Origin of the sequence: Mediterraneibacter gnavus ATCC 29149 (assembly GCF_008121495.1) — a bacterium.
Classification (GTDB): Bacteria; Bacillota; Clostridia; order Lachnospirales; family Lachnospiraceae; genus Mediterraneibacter; species Mediterraneibacter gnavus.
In genome coordinates this window covers 2,639,442-2,656,787 of record NZ_CP043051.1, presented here as the reverse complement: position 1 = coordinate 2,656,787, position 17,346 = coordinate 2,639,442, and the positions used below count along the sequence as shown (strand labels likewise).

Here is a 17,346-nt window from a genome sequence, read left to right as displayed (position 1 = left end):
CCTTCCAGACTCCGGAAAAAGAGTGCTCTCTCCCGTCAGATTGATCTCTTAAACTTCTTTGTAATCTCCGTCTACTACGTCATCTCCCTGGAATCCTTCCGGTGCAGGACCAGCCTCCGGTGTCGGTCCGCCTGCAGCCCCTGCTCCTGCTGCACCTGCCTGCTCATACATCTTTGTGAACAGTTTCTGTGCACTTTCCATCAGTTTGTCTTTTGCTGCTTTGATCTCAGCAACCTGTGCATCGGATGTATCTTCCGGTGTAGATTTTGCAAGGATATCCTTGAGCGCCTGTACATCAGCTTCTACAGAAGATTTATCTGCTGCATCCAGTTTGTCTCCCACTTCTTTGAGTGCTTTTTCTGTCTGGAATACCATCGCATCAGCTTCGTTTCTTGTATCGATCGCTTCTTTTCTCTTCTTATCCTGTGCTTCGAATTCAGCAGCTTCTTTGACTGCTTTGTCGATATCTGCATCGGACATATTAGATCCTGCTGTAATTGTAATATGCTGTTCTTTTCCTGTTCCCAGATCTTTTGCAGATACATTTACGATACCATTTGCGTCGATATCGAATGTAACCTCGATCTGCGGGATTCCACGTGGAGCCGGAGGAATTCCATCCAGTCTGAACTGTCCGAGGGACTTGTTGTCTCTTGCGAATTGTCTTTCTCCCTGTACAACGTTGATATCAACTGCTGTCTGATTATCTGCTGCTGTAGAGAAGATCTGGCTCTTCTTTGTAGGAATTGTTGTATTTCTCTCGATCAGTCTTGTAGCAACTCCTCCCATTGTCTCGATAGACAGTGACAGTGGAGTTACGTCCAGAAGAAGGATATCTCCTGCACCTGCATCTCCTGCAAGTTTACCACCCTGAACAGATGCTCCTAAAGCAACACATTCATCCGGGTTCAAGGATTTGCTAGGCTCTTTTCCTGTGAGGCGTTTTACTTCTTCCTGTACTGCCGGAATACGTGTAGAACCACCTACAAGAAGTACCTGACCTAATTCTGCTGCTGTGATTCCTGCATCAGAAAGCGCACGTGTTACTGGCTCTGCTGTTTTTTCAACAAGATCATGTGTCAGCTCGTCAAATTTTGCTCTTGTCAGGTTCATATCAAAATGCTTCGGTCCTTCAGCTGTTGCTGTGATGAACGGAAGGTTGATGTTTGTTGTTGTTGCAGAAGAAAGTTCTTTTTTCGCTTTCTCTGCTGCTTCTTTCAGTCTCTGAAGAGCCATCTTGTCTGTTGACAAGTCTACTCCTTCTTTTGCCTTGAAATCAGCCAGCATATAGTCTGTGATCTTCTGGTCAAAGTCATCTCCACCAAGTCTGTTGTTACCTGCTGTAGATAATACTTCAATAACTCCGTCTCCGATCTCAATGATGGAAACGTCGAATGTACCACCACCAAGGTCATATACCATGATCTTCTGCTCTTTTTCGTTGTCAAGTCCATAAGCAAGTGCTGCTGCTGTTGGCTCGTTGATGATACGTTTTACATCCAGACCTGCGATCTTACCTGCATCCTTTGTTGCCTGACGCTGTGCATCGTTGAAATAAGCCGGCACTGTAATAACTGCTTCTGTTACTTTCTCTCCAAGATATCCTTCTGCGTCTGCTTTCAGTTTCTGAAGGATCATTGCAGAAATCTCCTGTGGAGAATATTTTTTATCATCGATCGCTACTTTATAATCTGTACCCATCTCTCTTTTGATAGAAGAGATTGTCTTGTCTGCATTGGTAACTGCCTGACGTTTTGCAGGCTCTCCTACCAGACGTTCTCCTGTTTTTGTAAATGCAACTACAGATGGTGTTGTTCTTGCTCCTTCTGTGTTGGCGATAACTGTTGGCTGTCCACCTTCCATAACAGCTACACAGCTGTTTGTTGTTCCTAAATCAATACCAATGATTTTTCCCATGATTATTTCCTCCTTATTAGTTTGCCACTTTTACCATACTATGTCTTACTACACTGTCTCTGTACAGATAACCCTTCTGGAATTCTTCTGTAATGATATTCTCTCCAACTTCTTCATCTTCTACATGCATCACTGCATTGTGAAAATCCGGATCAAATTCCTGGCCAACCGCTTCAATCGGTTTTACGCCAATCTCTTCGAGTGTAGTCATCAGCTGTTTGTAAATCTTCTCCATTCCTTCTGCAAACGGGTTGGACTTTTCTTCCTCCGGTACAGCTGCGATTCCTCTTTCGAAGTTATCCACAACCGGAAGAATCTTTTCTATGATATCTTTCGCACCGATTTCGTACATCTGAGATTTTTCTTTTTCTGTACGCTTGCGGAAGTTATCAAACTCTGCCATCTGACGAGTGAGTCTGTCAGTCAGTTCCTCAATTTTCTCGTCTTTTTTATCTTTTTTATTCTTTCTGCCAAACTTCTTCATGAAACCGGATCCCTCTTCAGAACCCTCCGTTTCTTCTGTTGGCTCTGCAGCCTCTTCAGCTGCTTCTTCCACAGTCTCTTCTGTGTCCTGTTCTTCGGCCTCTTTGTAAGCTTTGGCTTTTGCTTCTTCCACCGCTTCTTTGACCATCTCTTCTTTACTCATATTCTCTGCCACCAGCAATCACCTTCCTATTCTTCCGGGTCTTTATAATAAATTGCATCCAACTCGCTCTGCAGAGTTTTCAGCGTCTTCATGACATGTTCGTAATCCATACGCTTGGGACCGATGATACCGATCGTACCTTTCATGCCTTCTCCCAATTCGTAGGTTGCTGTTACGACGCTGCAGTCTTTCATTGTCTTGACCGGAGTCTCATCCCCAATGTAGACCTGAATCCCGTGATTTTCTTCACTTGCCAGTGTCTCTGTCACCAGATCCGCCAGCTGCTGCTTCTCTTCAAATGCACTGATAATCTCCTGAGCACTCTGCTTATCGCTCAGCTCCGGATATTTGAAAATGTTCGTCGCACCACTCGTGTAGATCTCCATATCATCATCTACATGAATAATCTCCGCCACGGCATCCAGCACATCACTGATCACCCGGCTGTGGATTCCTGCCTGCTCCTTCAATCGTGCGATCAGACCAAGATTGATCTGTTCGATCGACATGCCGTTGAGTGTTGTATTCAAAAGCATATTCAGCTTCAGAAGCGTCTCACTGGCAAGCACCTCACCAACCTGTATGATCTTGTTCTTGATCACGTTTCCATTCATCACGATCACTGCCACAATCTGTTCCTGATCCACCTGTGAAAGCTGAATGAACTTCAATGTGTTCCGGCTGTTCACAGGAGCGGAAACCATCGTTGCATAATTGGTATTCACAGCAAGCACTTTCGCAGCCTGCTTCAGCACCTGATCCACTTTATCGGATTTTTCAAGCATCGTGTTACGCAACTCTGTAATCTCGTGCTCCTTCTCCTCCATCAGCATATCCACATATAAGCGGTAGCCTTTGTCGGAAGGAATCCTTCCTGCCGAAGTGTGCGGCTGGAAAATGTATCCCAGATCCTCCAGATCAGCCATCTCGTTGCGTATCGTCGCAGAACTCAAATTCAAATCCGTGTATTTGGAAAGTGTTCGGGAACCAACAGGCTCTCCGGTCTCCAGATAGTTTTGGATAATCGCTTTTAAAATCGTGAGCTTACGCTCGCCAAGTTCTGTATTCAATCCCATCAGACCTTCCTTTCTCTCACCTGAGGTTTTTCTTATTAGCACTCCTTTGTTTTGAGTGCTAACACCTTCCGTATATTAAGATAGCACCATGGTCTGTATTTGTCAACCATGTTTATATATTCTTTATACTTTTTATATTTCCCCTTGTTTCCAATTTATAACCCTGTACTTTTTTCACTTCTAATACAACAGCTTATTTCCTTTTTCGCAAATCTCATAAATCTCATCATACTTCGCTTCGATCATCGGCGTCAGTTTTTCCGTCTGGTTTCTCACAATTTTCTTATAAAGGAAATACGGCAGGATCCATCCCAGAAATCCGGGAATCGCAAAAATAATACACAAAAGGATTTTCGGCGGAACTGCTGTCACCGCAAACGTAGAACATGCAATAAAAGCAGTTCCGATCACTCCTGCTGCCAGCGCCCATATTGTCGCTTTCGATGTCTTACTGTTTTCCAGCGACTGAATTTCCCGGACACAGGCTTCAAAGTTTCGCTGCAGCCTTGTAAGCTCCGTTTTATTTACAATTTTCCGATCACGTTTCAATCGCAGAGTCATCATCTTCTCCGCCCCCGGATGACGACTCTGGCTGCTCTGCGGCAGATTGTCATTCGGTTCCCACCCAAAATTCTCATATCCATCTAACAAAAAGGAGGCCTGACTGCTGTTTGCACTCACTTCTTTATATTCATATGCCACAAAATTTCTCTGTGGCTTTTCTGTCTTTTTCATAACTGACCAAACTCCTTTCCCGCCATGGGCAGTGTCACAATAAACGTACTGCCCTGTTTTTCTTCGCTTAAGACCTGAATCTCCCCATCCATAAGCTCCAGCACCCGTTTTACCATTGCCATCCCCAGTCCGTTTCCCTCTTTGGAATGAGATGTGTCTCCCTGATAAAATTTATCAAATATATGTTTCATGGTATTTTTGCTCATACCACAGCCGGTATCCGATACAGAAATTGTCACCCCCTGCTCATCCGACAGCTGACGAACCGTGATCACACCACCCAGCTCGGTAAACTTGACCGCATTAGACAACAGATTATTCCACACCAGTTCCATCAGATCCTGATCCGCATAAATTTCTGCCCGATCCTCCATTTCTACTTCCATCTCGATCTCTTTTTTCTCCCAGGCAGATTCATATTGCAGAATGCAGTCACATAACTGTCTGCACACATCATACACTTCTGCCTCCGGCTGTATTTTCTGGTTTTCCAGCTTATTCAGCTTTAAAATATTGCTGATCAGATCAGACAGGCGCGTTGCTGTATTTTCAATGGCTTCCCCATATTCTCTGCGCTGTTCCTCCGACAACGCATCCCTCTGCAAAAGTTCCGCATAATTTTTAATAATAGAAAGCGGTGTTTTCATCTCATGAGAAACATTTGACACAAAATCTGTTTTCAGCGTTTCAATGCTCCCTAGTTCTTCCACCATCTTATTAAAATCCAGAATCATGACATCCAGATAATCCCGTTTCTCCATTGTATGAAATGTAGGTACATAGACGGAAAAATCTCCGTTCGCCACTTTTCTGGTAGCCTCTGCCATTTTATACAGTGGTTCTTCGTAGGTTCTTTTTACCTTCCATCTGGTAAACAGCGTCAGTCCCATGGCAACCATTCCCCAGTAACACATCGGCACCACGGTCATCACCGCTTTATTCCAGCCTGCCGAATTCATAAACACGATCAGTCCGGTATGTATCCCCGACATCAGAAACAGAACCCCAATATAGATTCCAAATAAAGAAACCGGAAATAAACTTTGCTTTACTTTTCCCCTTTGTTCCTCTCGTTCTTTCATTGCAGCACCACCTTGTATCCAAGCCCGCGGACTGTCACAATCTTAAATCCGTCACAGGCTGACAGTTTATCTCTGAGTTTTGTAACATAAACATCCACAGCCCTCAGACTGGTATCTGTCTCCACACCCCAGAACTCGTCCATGAGCTGCGCTCTGGAAAACGTTTTTTTCGGATAAGACAAAAGCTTGTAAATAATATTAAATTCTCTTGTAGTAAGACTGATCTCTTCTCCGTCAATTTCTGCACTCATAGCATCCGCATCCAGTATCAGATTTCCCACCGTAATTTTTCTTTCCATCTCTATATTTGCCCTGCGAAGCAATGCCCTTACACGAAGAAGCAGTTCATCCAGTTCTATCGGCTTTACCATATAGTCGTCGATCCCGAGCTGAAACCCTTTCCGCTTGGAAGGCAGATCATCTTTTGCCGACATAAACAGGATCGGAATCGTCTCATTTATCCGGCGAACTGTCCCGGCAAACTCAAACCCGTCAATCTCCGGCATCATAATATCAGAAATAATCAGCTGGTACACCGTATGATACATTTCCTCATATGCCGCAGCTGCCGACAGACACCCCTTCGCCTGAAAACCACTGTCATTCAGATAGGTACATACAATCTGATTTAATTTTTCATCATCTTCCACTACAAGTATACGAATCATTTTTATCTTCTCCTTTTGTATCTCTTCCCATTTTCCTAAAATACAGGACGATCCTAACACATTTTTGTTTTCGTTTTGTTTGTGAATTATGTACAAATTGTAAACAAAAAACAAGGTGCGGTCAATTTTTTCTTCTGACGCACCTGTTTCTGACTCTTTTATTTTAAAGATTTGATAAATTAAATGAGACAAAGTAAATCCACAACTCCTTTGCAATCTCTGGTGCTGCATAACTCCATGCAATACTCATGCACATCCCGATTCCAACTGTACCAATCATTGCAATCAATACTGTAGCTATCGTCTTTTTGGACACTCTGCCTGCCTTGTTCTTTTCTTTCATATTCTCATACCAGCCTTTCTTTGTTTGATGGTATGAGAATAGCACTCTTTTGTTTATCCAATGTTTGATATTTGTTTCTGAATTATTAAAAGCTTCAAAATCTTTTCCTACAGCAGAAATTCGCAGAACACATAATTGCTGACATCAATCCCTCTTTTTGTCAGCCGGATTTTATCCTCTTTCACTTCTAACATTTTTTCCTGCTCCAGTTTTTCAATCACGTCTCCGTAGATTTCTTCTATCGTATTTCCAAAACAGTTCTCAAACTGGGTTCCGGAGATTCCCTGCATTCTTCGAAGTCCCAGAAACATAAATTCTTCCATGGCATCTTCCTTTGTCAGCACTTCGATTTCTTCCCGCAGATCTTCTCCTGATCCTATTCTTTCTATATAAGAGATCATATCTGTACAAAGATGGTACCTGGTATTGGAAATAAAAGACGAGGCTCCCAGACCGATCCCTAAATACTCTACTCTGCTCCAATACCCCAGATTGTGTCTGCACTCTTTTCCTTCCCGTGCATAATTGGAAATCTCATAGCGATGAAATCCATATTCTTCCAGAATTCCCTCTGTCCGCTCATACATCTGCCGCTCTGCATCTTCATCCGGAAGAGGCGGATATTTCTCCTGATCTGTCTGTCCTTTTCCATACCACTGATAAAATCGGGTTCCTTCCTCAATGATCAGACTGTACGCAGAAATATGCTCCGGATGTAATTCTGCCACCGTACGAAGGGTGTGCTCCCAGCTTTTTACGGTCTGTCCGGGAATGGCTGAGATGAGATCAATGTTGATATTATCAAATCCTGCCTGCCGTGCCATGTCATAGGATTCCCGAAATTCTTCATACGTATGGATTCGTCCCAGCATTTTCAGTTCCTCATTGTTGACAGACTGTAATCCGAAACTGATCCTGTTGATTCCCGCCTGTTTCCATCCTTCTAGTTTTTCTTCCGTCACAGTTCCCGGATTTGCTTCGATTGTAATCTCCGCATCCCTGTCGATGGTAAATACCTGTCTCAGCATTTTAAAAATCTCACCCATCTGTTCACACGACAAAATGGACGGAGTTCCTCCGCCCACAAAAACAGAAGATACCTGGTAAGATGAAGCAACCTCGCGGTATCTTTGTATTTCTTTTTTTAATGCATCCACATACTCCGCTTTGGCTGCATCATTTGCCGGTGCAGACAAAAAGTCGCAATAGGCACATTTCTGTACGCAAAACGGAATGTGGATATATAATTCTAATTTCTGCATCATACGATCCTCTCTCTTATTGATAGGTACAGTATAATACAATCTGTTTTTGCTGTATACCTTTATCCCACAGAAAAAACAGTCAAAATGATCAGAAAATTTTCTCCATTTGCCTCCGGGAAATGGTAAAAATGACTTTCCGGAACAACTGCCTCCCACTCTTTGGTTGCTTCTGAAGGCTCTGGTCTTCTGCTGATATTCACCTGCTCCCGATCCCTCGGTGTCTCAAAATATGAGAACAGCAGATTTTCATGCAGAGAAATCATCTGATAACGATCCCCCACGAGAAGACCTTCCCGCACAATCGACTGGTGATGACCAACATAGGAGCTTACCTTCTACGGATATAAAACTGCAATTCGTCCGCACCGTGCTTCCGGCGTTTTTTTTCCGCTTCCACACCTCCACGGATTTCGGCTCATCGAACCAGAAGACCGGATACATATACAGCCAGCGGCGTTTTGTATTTCCCCCGCCTTTTACGGATGGCCACACCTCCAAAAACTCCTGCAGATCTAAAAACCACCCTTCTGCAATCTGCTCCATATTCTTTTCCCAGAGATGCTCTGACAGCTCCGGAATTTTTTTCCAATATATTCCACATAGAAAAGTAACATATTTTGACAACATTGCGCAGACTGCTGATCAGCTCTGCCCCCCCTTTCAAGATACAGTGTCACATTACTTTTCAATACGATCGTTCCACTTAAAAACTGACCAATCGGGACAATGACACGTCCGCCTCCTGCCACTGTACAGGCATCCACTGCCGCCTGAATCGCTGCTCTGTTGTTTGTTGTGCCGTCTGCGACTGCACCATAGTCTGTTATTCTATAATCCATCGTTTATTTCCTCCATTCCAGAGAATCAATCCCATCCATAGAAATTACCTCTCCCTCTTGTCCTACCACCTGAATATCCTCCAGTACCAGAGTTTTGATATTTCTCGCAAAAATTCCCATTTTACAGATATTCTGATCAATTCCATCCATCATCGCCGGCTGTCCACTGGCTGCATCTTCTGCATAGCTGACCTGAATGTGCTTCATTTCCACACGCTCAATTTTCTGCTCCGGGAGACCGTAGAAAAACGCAGCTGCCACATGACAGTTTTTAGCCTGAATATTACGAAAACACAGTTCTTTGATCTGTGGAGTTCTCTCATCCACCGCAAGCGGCTCCTTGCACTGTACATACTCGCTGTGTCCGTCCGGATCGCAGAAATAGAAACTGTTGATCACAAACGGAGTCAGCAGAGTCAGCACAGAATCCATCCTGATATCTTCAAACAAAATACCGTCGATCACAGCATCCTTACCGCGTCCTCTTCTTGTCTTGATCCGAAGCCCCCGGTCTGTATTGAGAAACACACACTGTCTTGCCTGCAAATTTTTGATTCCTGCCGCCATCTCACTCCCCAACGTAATTGAACCATGCCCATCCCGCATACAGCACTGGCGGATTCTGATATTGGAAGAAGGAACTTTGTATTTTGCTCCCACGGAAATTTTACCTGCCTTCACGGCAATGCAGTCATCGCCCACAGAGAACAAACATCCTGTGATTTCTACATCGTCGCAGGATTCCGGATTCAATCCATCTGTGTTCGGGGAAACCTTTGGTCCAAGCACCGTCACTCCAATAAATTTCAGATGACTGCAAAAATACGGATGAATATTCCAACTCGGACTATTCTGTACTGTGATTCCGGTAATTGTCACATCCTCACATCGATTCAAAAAGATCATACGCGGTCTTGCCGCACCACGAACCTCTTTTGCATCCAGCCACCAGTTTTCCCAGGAAGCATTTCCATCAATTGTACCTTCTCCGCAAATCGTCACATCCTTTATGCCGATTCCATTCATGATTCCGGCAAACATATTCTGGGCTTCTCCTTCCCAGGTTCCGAGAATATATTCGTTTTCCTGATCCTCACTCTGGTAAGTTCCCCTTAGAATTGAAAACCTCTCACGCTCTGTATATGCCGAAAGCACTGCACCTTTTGCCAGCTCCATTGTGAGATGATCTTTCAGAAACAGACTGGTCACTCGATACGTTCCTTCCGGAATCAGCACACGACTGTTTCTCGGGCATGACATGATCGCTGCCTGAATATATGTCGTATCGTCCTGTACGCCATCTCCCTTTGCACCAAAATCACGCACATTCAATGTATAATCCTGTGTATCTGTGCAGAACATAATCTCAGCTGCTTCTTCCCCTCTTTCTACAGAAACATGATACTCTTTGCCAGGCTCCAGACCCTGCAGGAGATTCACAACCTGCCTGCTCTCTTTGTAAAACACTCCATTTAAAGATATCCGACAGGGTTCTTCCATCTCGTAAACACTTCCTTCACAACATTCCAGAGCCGCTGTACGTGCATGTTTCCAAATTACGTTTAACTCCATTTTGATCTCCTTTATGTATTTTCCACACATTGTAACAGCTTACATTATTTATTTCCACCTATTCACATTTCTATTTCCTTATCAATCGTATGTTATCATTGTGTTTTTTAATTGTCAATTATGTATTTTATATAATAATCACCTGCAGATTTATATAAAATATACAATACCATTTTCGAAAATCATATGCTATTATAGTAGAAAACCACTCTCCTTCTTTGCAATTAGTGTTAGTACTTACATTTTGGATTGGTTTCTGAAATTTTTAAGGAGCATTCAGTTATGAATATATATGATATTTCTCAAAAGGCAGGGGTATCCATTGCCACTGTTTCGCGGGTTTTAAACGGCAGTGAAAAAGTCAGCGAAAAAACCCGAAAAAAAGTGCTTGCTGTCATGGAAGAAAACAGCTACACACCAAATGCCTTTGCCAGAAGTCTCGGACTGAATTCCATGCACACTGTTGGGATTCTCTGTTCCGACTCCTCGGACGTTTACCAGGCACAGGCAATTTATTATCTGGAGCGGGAGCTTCGCAAGAATTCCTATGCATCCATGCTCTGCTGCACAGGGTATGAGCTTTTGGAGAAACAGAGCTATTTGAACCTGCTTTTGTCCCGCAATGTAGACGCTGTCCTTCTGATCGGTTCTCACTTTATCGAGAACTCTCCGGAGGAAAACCGCTATATTCTGGAGGCCGCTTCCAAAATCCCTGTTTTTATCTTAAACGGAGAATTAAAAGGAGACAATATATACTCCATTCTCTGCGATGACTATATGGCATTGAAAGATATGACAGACCTGGTCTTCGCCAGAGGATCTGAATCCCCGATTTATTTATACCGAACGCTCAATTACAGCGGACAGAAAAAAATCCAGGGATTTCTGGATTCGTGTGCGGAACATGGACTGGACATATCTCAGAAAAATGCGTTTTCCGCACCGGGAGACTTGCACAAAGCATGTTCTATCTTAGAACAACTCGATGCAGACGGCATTTCTTTTGACTGTGTCCTTGCTGCAGATGACGAACTCGCCACAGGCGCTGTAAAATACGCACTGAAAAAGCACCTTCGAGTTCCCGAGGATTTTCAGGTGACCGGATACAACAATTCCGTACTCGCCGCTTGCAGTACACCAGAGATCACAACCATCGACAACCGGGTAGAATATATGTGCGTCACTGCCGTGTCACAGATGATGCAGGTATTTCAGAAAGAAATTCCGCCTTCCAGAACAATGTTTTCCGGAAATATTGTAAAAAAGCAGACAACAAAATGATGGCAGGAGCGTAAGGCTTCTGCCATCATTTTAAAAGCTATTTTATTTTTGCACCTTCTACAACCAATTCTTCTTTGTACTCTTCTCCATAAGTAGCTACCAGTGTCTCATCATAATCTTTATGGAAGAACTGCTCTTCTTTCAGAGATTGAATTTCCTCATTGATCCAGTTTAACAACGTTTCATTTCCTTTCGCACCATCAATATCAGACTTGTCGTCTTGATCATTAATAAAAAATAATTGCACAAGAAGTGGTGTATTTCTGCTGAGTTCTATGTACATCACTGCTATTTGCCTAAAAAAAGAATTCGCTCATTTTGTAGGATAAAAGAAATGCCGACTCATAACCCGATTAACCCCCGTTATAAATCGACACCCCAATCATAATTTACCTATCCAGTTCTCTTTGATTCTTTCGCAATGTTTTTTTGCGACTTGTCACCATACACTGCCTACTCTTTTTCACAAACAAGACTTACATCGGCGTTCCCACCTCGATCAGATTACCGTCCAAATCATAAAACCGAACCACCTTCTGCCCCCAGCTATGTGTCGTAAGACGATTGACATACTGGATAGAAGGATACAAATTTTCTAATTTTTGAACAAATTTTTCTATCTCACGTTCTTCAAAATACAGTTCGCAGGAATTGCTCTCTGGAATAATTTCTTTTTCAAGGAACTTCTTCCAGATTTTTTCTTCCTGCAGTACCAGACCTTCTGTTAAAATCATATTCCCATCATTATCAAGCACCACATTAAGGCCAAACAAGTCATGATAAAACTGCTTTGATTTTTCAATATCTTTCACAACGATCAATATATTTTTTAATTTCATTCTGTTTTTTCTCCTTCCATATCCGTTCCTATTGTATTTATAATTGGATTATACATAACTCTATATTTTTTGTATATCTTTATTTTCAAAACAAAAAAGACGCCTCCACCGGGAAACGCCTTTTTGTTCTTTATTCTGCCACTGCTTTGTGATGTTTATCTTTATAAATGACCAGATACATCCCAAGATGGTCACGGAATGTAAGGATGCGAAGCATAGAAAGGATGTCAATGCACAACTTTTTGAATCCTTCAAATACGTTTGCTACACTCTCATCTTCCACTTCCCAGAAGATTACCTGTTCCGTATGCAAAACGGGTAATTGGTGCAATTTTACAATTCGGTTTCATAGTTTAACTTTTCTCCTTTAATATACTTCTTCTAAGTCAAACTCAAAATAACGTACCGCATTATTATATGAAATATCTTTTATAATTATCCCCAACATTCGCTCATCATCCGGGTATTCTCCATTCTCTACCCAGTCCCCAATTAATTCACAAAGAATTCTTCTAAAATACTCATGTCTGGAATAAGACAAAAAACTTCTGGAATCTGTCAGCATTCCAAGGAAATTTCCAAGAAGTCCCAGGTTTGCCAGAGATGTCATCTGTTTGATCATTCCAGTCTTGTGGTCGTTGAACCACCATGCAGATCCCTGCTGAATCTTTCCTGCCACACCCGCATCCTGAAAACATCCAAGAATCGTTCCGATGGCTTCATCGTCATTTGGATTCAGACTGTAGATAATCGTCTTTGGAAGGCTGTTTTTCTCGTTCAATGCATTGAGAAAATCTGCCATCTGTGCGGACGGCGCATAGTTATTGATACAGTCATATCCGGTATCCGGTCCAAGCTGCGCATAACGGGCTGCATTGTTGTCTCTCTTACATCCATAATGAAGCTGCATTGCCCAGTTTCTCTTTGTATACTCCTCTGCTGCAAATGCCATAAATGCTGTTTTAAATTTCAGTTCTTCTTCTTTTGTCAGCATTTCACCCTGTTTGCGTTTTGCAAAGATCTTTTCCAGATTTTCTTCTGTTTCCGGCACATACATCACATATTCCAACGCATGATCGCTGGCACGACATCCCATTTCTTCAAATGCATCCATTCTCTTCTTTAATGCCATTTTTAGATCTGCAAACATTTCGATCTGACATCTTGCAGCCTGTCCCAGTTTTTTCAGATATTCTGCATAATCCGGCTTTTCGATATTCATTGCTTTGTCCGGTCTCCATGCAGGAAGTACCTGTACCTCAAAGCTATCGTCTGCCGCCAGTTCTTTATGCCAGTAGAGGCTGTCTGCAGGATCGTCTGTTGTACAGATTAAAGTAACACCAGAACGGCGGATCAGATTCCGTACGCTCATGGATGGCTCCTGTAATTTCTGATTGCAGAGATTCCACACCTCTTCTGCAGTTTCTCCATTTAATACGCCATGATAACCAAAATATCGCTTTAATTCCAAATGACTCCAGTGGAACAACGGGTTTCCCACAGCTTTTTCCAGCGTTTCCGCCCATTTTTGAAATTTTTCCCGTGCAGGCGCATCACCTGTGATATAGTACTCATCCACACCGTTTGAACGCATCTGTCTCCATTTGTAATGATCTCCGCCCAGCCATACCTGGGTAATATTTTCAAAACAGACATCTTTTGCAATCTCTTCCGGATTGATATGGCAATGGTAATCCAGAATCGGCATTGTTTCTGCAAAATCATGATACAACTTCTGTGCTGTAGGAGTGCTCAGCAGAAATTCTTCATCCATAAATGGTTTCATCTCTTATTCCTCCTGTTGATTTGTTATTTTCCTCGTTTTTTGTAAGCCCTTACATTTGTAAATTATATTTCTTCGTTAATAAAAAGTCAATTACTCTTTTATTAGCGTTTTGCATAATATTTTTCTTGATTTTTTGTACATTTTTCCGTTGACTTATAATCAAAAAGGTTGTATTTTAATTGTAAATACTTACATTTTGTTTTCTTTCTATATTTTCATTATGGAGGTTTTTATGGATTCAACACACACTTTTATTCAGATTCATCCAAAAGACAATACAGCAGTTGCACTCACTTCTTTAAAGAAGGACAGCGTATTAAATCTGGATGGACGCATGTATACTTTATTAGAAGACATTCCCCAGGGACACAAATTTGCACTGGAAAAAATCAGCGCCGGAAGTGCCGTGATCAAATACGGCTCCCCGATTGGTTATGCAACAGAAGATATTCCGGCCGGTTCCTGGATCCACACTCATAATATGAAAACAGGACTGGGAGATCTTCTGGAGTATTCTTATCAGAAAGAATTCACTTCTTTAGAACCACAGGAAGAACGGTTCTTTGAAGGATACAGAAGGACGGACGGAAAAGCCGGTGTCCGCAATGAAATCTGGATCATCCCGACGGTCGGCTGTGTCAACAGCATCGCAACCTCTGTTGCTGCCAGAGCAAAAGAATTTCAGCCGGACAGTGTAGATGCGATCGTCGCATTCCCGCATCCTTACGGATGTTCTCAAATGGGAGATGACCAGGAGCACACCCGCCAGATCCTTGCAGATCTGATCCGCCATCCAAATGCAGCAGGCGTTCTAGTCCTCGGCCTCGGATGCGAAAACAGCAATATTGAGGAATTAAAAAAATATATCGGAACCGTAGATGAAGATCGTGTCAAATTCCTGGTTGCTCAGGAAGTGGAGGATGAAATAGAGGCATCTCTTGCCTGCATCAGACAGCTCTGTGATTATGCCTCTACCTTCCAGAGAGAAAAAATTTCCTGCAAAGAGCTTGTCATCGGAATGAAATGCGGAGGTTCTGATGGATTATCCGGAATCACTGCAAATCCGACAGTTGGTGCTTTTTCCGATCTGCTCATCGCCCGCGGCGGTACTACGATTCTCACAGAAGTGCCGGAAATGTTCGGGGCAGAGACTCTGCTGATGAACCGCTGCAGGGATGAAGCTATTTTTGATAAAACGGTAGACCTGATCAATTCTTTTAAAAACTACTTTAAAAGCCACAATCAGACCATCTACGAGAACCCTTCTCCGGGAAATAAAAAGGGAGGTATCTCCACACTGGAAGATAAGTCTCTTGGATGTACCCAGAAATCCGGTTCTGCCCCGGTCGCTGATGTGCTCTCCTATGGACAGCCTGTGCAGACAAAAGGACTCAATCTTTTGAGCGCTCCCGGAAATGACCTGGTAGCCTCTACTGCACTTGCAGCTTCCGGTGCACAAATTGTACTGTTTACAACGGGACGCGGAACTCCTTTTGCCTCTCCGGTTCCGACTGTAAAAATATCCAGTAATACAAAACTCTATGAGAATAAGAAAAACTGGATCGACTTCAATTGCGGTGCGCTGGTAGACGGCGGCTCTATCCCGGAGATGGGAGAATCTCTTTTTGACTATGTTCTGGAGGTTGCTTCCGGATGTCCGGTCAAAGCCGAGGAAGCAGGATTCCACGATATGGCGATTTTCAAACAGGGTGTGACTCTGTAACAATAGATGAATATGATTTTCAGAAAGGATAATTTTTGCTATGAAACATTTAAATTACCAGACCTTACAGGATTTAAATTATGATGGATATTTATTAAACGAAGCTCCGGAACGCGTTTTACAGTTCGGAGAAGGAAACTTTATGCGCGCATTTGTCGATTTCTTTATCGATAAAATGAATGAAACTGCAAATTTTAATTCCAAGGTTGTACTGGTACAGCCAATTCCAAAATTCACAACTCCGGATGTGGGAGATTTTATCAATGAACAGGAAGGTCTCTACACACTGTATTTACGTGGTTCCGAAAACGGACAGGAAGTCTCTTCCAAACGGGTAATCTCCTGTATCAGCCGCTGCTTAAATGCATACAGCGACTATGAGGCAGTTATGGAATGTGCAAAAAATCCCGAACTGCGTTTCATCACCTGCAATACAACAGAAGCCGGAATCGTATATGATCCGTCCTGTCAGTTCACTGATACTCCGGCAAACAGTTTTCCGGCAAAGCTGACACAGTTTCTGCATAAACGTTTTGAAGCATTTCAGGGAGATGTCAAAAAAGGATTTATCATCCTCTCCTGCGAACTGATCGACAACAACGGAAAAGAACTGGAAAAATGCGTCTTAAAACACGCTGCCGACTGGAATCTGGGCGAAACTTTCACTAAATGGATCAAAAAGGCAAACCTCTTCTGCTCTACTTTGGTAGACCGGATTGTAACCGGTTATCCACGCTCTGATGCGGACAATTTAAATCAGGAAAACGGCTATATTGACAAGGTGTTAAACACCGGTGAAATCTTCGGATTCTGGGTAATCGAAGGACCGCAGTCCATCAAAGAGGAATTTCCTTGTGATGCGGCAAATCTTCCGATTCTGATCACGGATGACCACAAACCATACAAACAGCGGAAAGTCCGCATCTTAAACGGCGCTCATACTTCCATGGTACTCGGTGCTTACCTTGCCGGACAGGACATTGTAAGAGACTGTATGAAGGATGATGTCATCCGTGGTTACATGAATCAGGCAATCTATAAAGAGATCATTCCGACACTGACTCTGCCGGAAGAAGAACTGATGAGCTTTGCTGCGTCCGTGACGGATCGCTTCCAAAATCCGTTTATCGATCATGCACTGCTCTCCATTTCTCTAAATTCGACTGCAAAATGGAAAGCCCGTGTGCTTCCTTCTCTGGAAGGATACCTGGAAAAAACAGGGCAGGTTCCTCCTTGCCTGAGTGCCTCCCTCGCTTTTTACCTGGCATTTTATAAAGGCATTGGATTTGTGGACGCAACTTTTACCGGGGATCGAAATGGCAAAAACCAGTATCCGATTTCTGACGATCCGAAAGTTCTGGAATTCTATGACGCACACAAAGACGATTCTGCCGCTGACTATGTTCACGCCATCTTAAGCGAAACGTCCTTCTGGGGAAAAGATCTGACAACACTTGCCGGACTCGAAGAAACTGTTGTAAAGGACTTTACTTTTATTCAGGAAAAAGGATGTTATGAATTGATGAAACAGATTGTGAATGCTGCAGAATAATCAAATGTATGGGAAAACAAAA

18 protein-coding genes are annotated in these 17,346 nt (G+C 42.9%); 3 read left to right on the top strand and 15 right to left on the bottom strand.

Features of this window, described 5'->3' with window-relative positions; translation table 11 throughout:
- Positions 1-48 precede the first annotated feature (48 nt).
- The 11 genes from dnaK to FXV78_RS13100 all read right to left on the bottom strand — a co-directional run bounded on the left by dnaK (position 49) and on the right by FXV78_RS13100 (position 10,143).
- Positions 49-1,917 (bottom strand): molecular chaperone DnaK, encoded by a 1,869-nt coding sequence (gene dnaK / locus FXV78_RS13150; protein WP_004840493.1) that lies wholly within the window; start codon positions 1,915-1,917, stop codon positions 49-51.
- A 16-nt stretch (positions 1,918-1,933) separates the two neighbouring features.
- Positions 1,934-2,563, bottom strand: coding sequence for a nucleotide exchange factor GrpE (grpE, locus tag FXV78_RS13145; protein ID WP_044949149.1), 630 nt, complete (start codon positions 2,561-2,563; stop codon positions 1,934-1,936).
- A gap of 26 nt (positions 2,564-2,589) precedes the next feature.
- Positions 2,590-3,639, bottom strand: a complete 1,050-nt coding sequence (gene hrcA / locus FXV78_RS13140; protein ID WP_009243906.1) for a heat-inducible transcriptional repressor HrcA — start codon at positions 3,637-3,639, stop codon at positions 2,590-2,592.
- Between the two features lie 180 nt (positions 3,640-3,819).
- Positions 3,820-4,374: a hypothetical protein gene (locus FXV78_RS13135; protein ID WP_004840500.1), complete on the bottom strand. Its 555-nt coding sequence runs from the start codon at positions 4,372-4,374 to the stop codon at positions 3,820-3,822.
- Entirely contained in the window at positions 4,371-5,456 is a 1,086-nt protein-coding gene (locus FXV78_RS13130) for a HAMP domain-containing sensor histidine kinase (protein WP_004840502.1), read from the bottom strand. The genes FXV78_RS13135 and FXV78_RS13130 overlap by 4 nt, the downstream gene beginning before the upstream one ends.
- Entirely contained in the window at positions 5,453-6,124 is a 672-nt protein-coding gene (locus FXV78_RS13125; protein ID WP_009243908.1) for a response regulator transcription factor, read from the bottom strand. Before FXV78_RS13125 ends, FXV78_RS13130 begins: the two co-directional genes overlap by 4 nt.
- 163 nt (positions 6,125-6,287) lie before the next feature.
- Entirely contained in the window at positions 6,288-6,467 is a 180-nt protein-coding gene (locus FXV78_RS13120) for a hypothetical protein (protein WP_009243909.1), read from the bottom strand.
- A gap of 107 nt (positions 6,468-6,574) precedes the next feature.
- The gene (hemW, locus tag FXV78_RS13115) at positions 6,575-7,732 is read right to left on the bottom strand and encodes a radical SAM family heme chaperone HemW (protein ID WP_004840507.1); all 1,158 of its coding nucleotides are present in this window, start codon (positions 7,730-7,732) and stop codon (positions 6,575-6,577) included.
- A gap of 59 nt (positions 7,733-7,791) precedes the next feature.
- Positions 7,792-8,013 (bottom strand): hypothetical protein, encoded by a 222-nt coding sequence (locus FXV78_RS13110; RefSeq protein WP_101885184.1) that lies wholly within the window; start codon positions 8,011-8,013, stop codon positions 7,792-7,794.
- Between the two features lie 231 nt (positions 8,014-8,244).
- Positions 8,245-8,571: a glycosyl hydrolase family 28-related protein gene (locus FXV78_RS13105; protein WP_004840514.1), complete on the bottom strand. Its 327-nt coding sequence runs from the start codon at positions 8,569-8,571 to the stop codon at positions 8,245-8,247.
- A 3-nt stretch (positions 8,572-8,574) separates the two neighbouring features.
- A complete protein-coding gene (locus FXV78_RS13100) occupies positions 8,575-10,143 on the bottom strand; it encodes a glycoside hydrolase family 28 protein (protein WP_039959250.1) in 1,569 nt (522 codons plus the stop codon).
- Positions 10,144-10,425: 282 nt separating this feature from the next.
- Between FXV78_RS13100 and FXV78_RS13095 the strand changes: the two genes are divergently transcribed.
- Positions 10,426-11,424, top strand: a complete 999-nt coding sequence (locus FXV78_RS13095) for a LacI family DNA-binding transcriptional regulator (RefSeq protein WP_004840518.1) — start codon at positions 10,426-10,428, stop codon at positions 11,422-11,424.
- Between the two features lie 37 nt (positions 11,425-11,461).
- On the opposite strand, the gene FXV78_RS13090 is transcribed toward FXV78_RS13095, so the two are convergent.
- The 4 genes from FXV78_RS13090 to uxaC form a co-directional block, all read right to left on the bottom strand.
- On the bottom strand, positions 11,462-11,707 hold the full coding sequence (locus tag FXV78_RS13090) for a hypothetical protein (RefSeq protein WP_004840519.1): 246 nt from the start codon (positions 11,705-11,707) through the stop codon (positions 11,462-11,464).
- A 193-nt stretch (positions 11,708-11,900) separates the two neighbouring features.
- Entirely contained in the window at positions 11,901-12,263 is a 363-nt protein-coding gene (locus FXV78_RS13085; protein ID WP_004840521.1) for a VOC family protein, read from the bottom strand.
- Positions 12,264-12,393: 130 nt separating this feature from the next.
- Complete coding sequence (locus tag FXV78_RS13080) at positions 12,394-12,576, bottom strand: hypothetical protein (RefSeq protein ID WP_004840524.1); 183 nt, start codon at positions 12,574-12,576, stop codon at positions 12,394-12,396.
- Between the two features lie 54 nt (positions 12,577-12,630).
- On the bottom strand, positions 12,631-14,049 hold the full coding sequence (gene uxaC / locus FXV78_RS13075; protein WP_004840525.1) for a glucuronate isomerase: 1,419 nt from the start codon (positions 14,047-14,049) through the stop codon (positions 12,631-12,633).
- Positions 14,050-14,281: 232 nt separating this feature from the next.
- Between uxaC and FXV78_RS13070 the strand changes: the two genes are divergently transcribed.
- Positions 14,282-15,772 (top strand): UxaA family hydrolase, encoded by a 1,491-nt coding sequence (locus FXV78_RS13070; protein WP_009243913.1) that lies wholly within the window; start codon positions 14,282-14,284, stop codon positions 15,770-15,772.
- A 40-nt stretch (positions 15,773-15,812) separates the two neighbouring features.
- On the top strand, positions 15,813-17,324 hold the full coding sequence (locus FXV78_RS13065) for a tagaturonate reductase (RefSeq protein ID WP_004840529.1): 1,512 nt from the start codon (positions 15,813-15,815) through the stop codon (positions 17,322-17,324).
- The last annotated feature ends 22 nt before the right edge of the window (positions 17,325-17,346 follow it).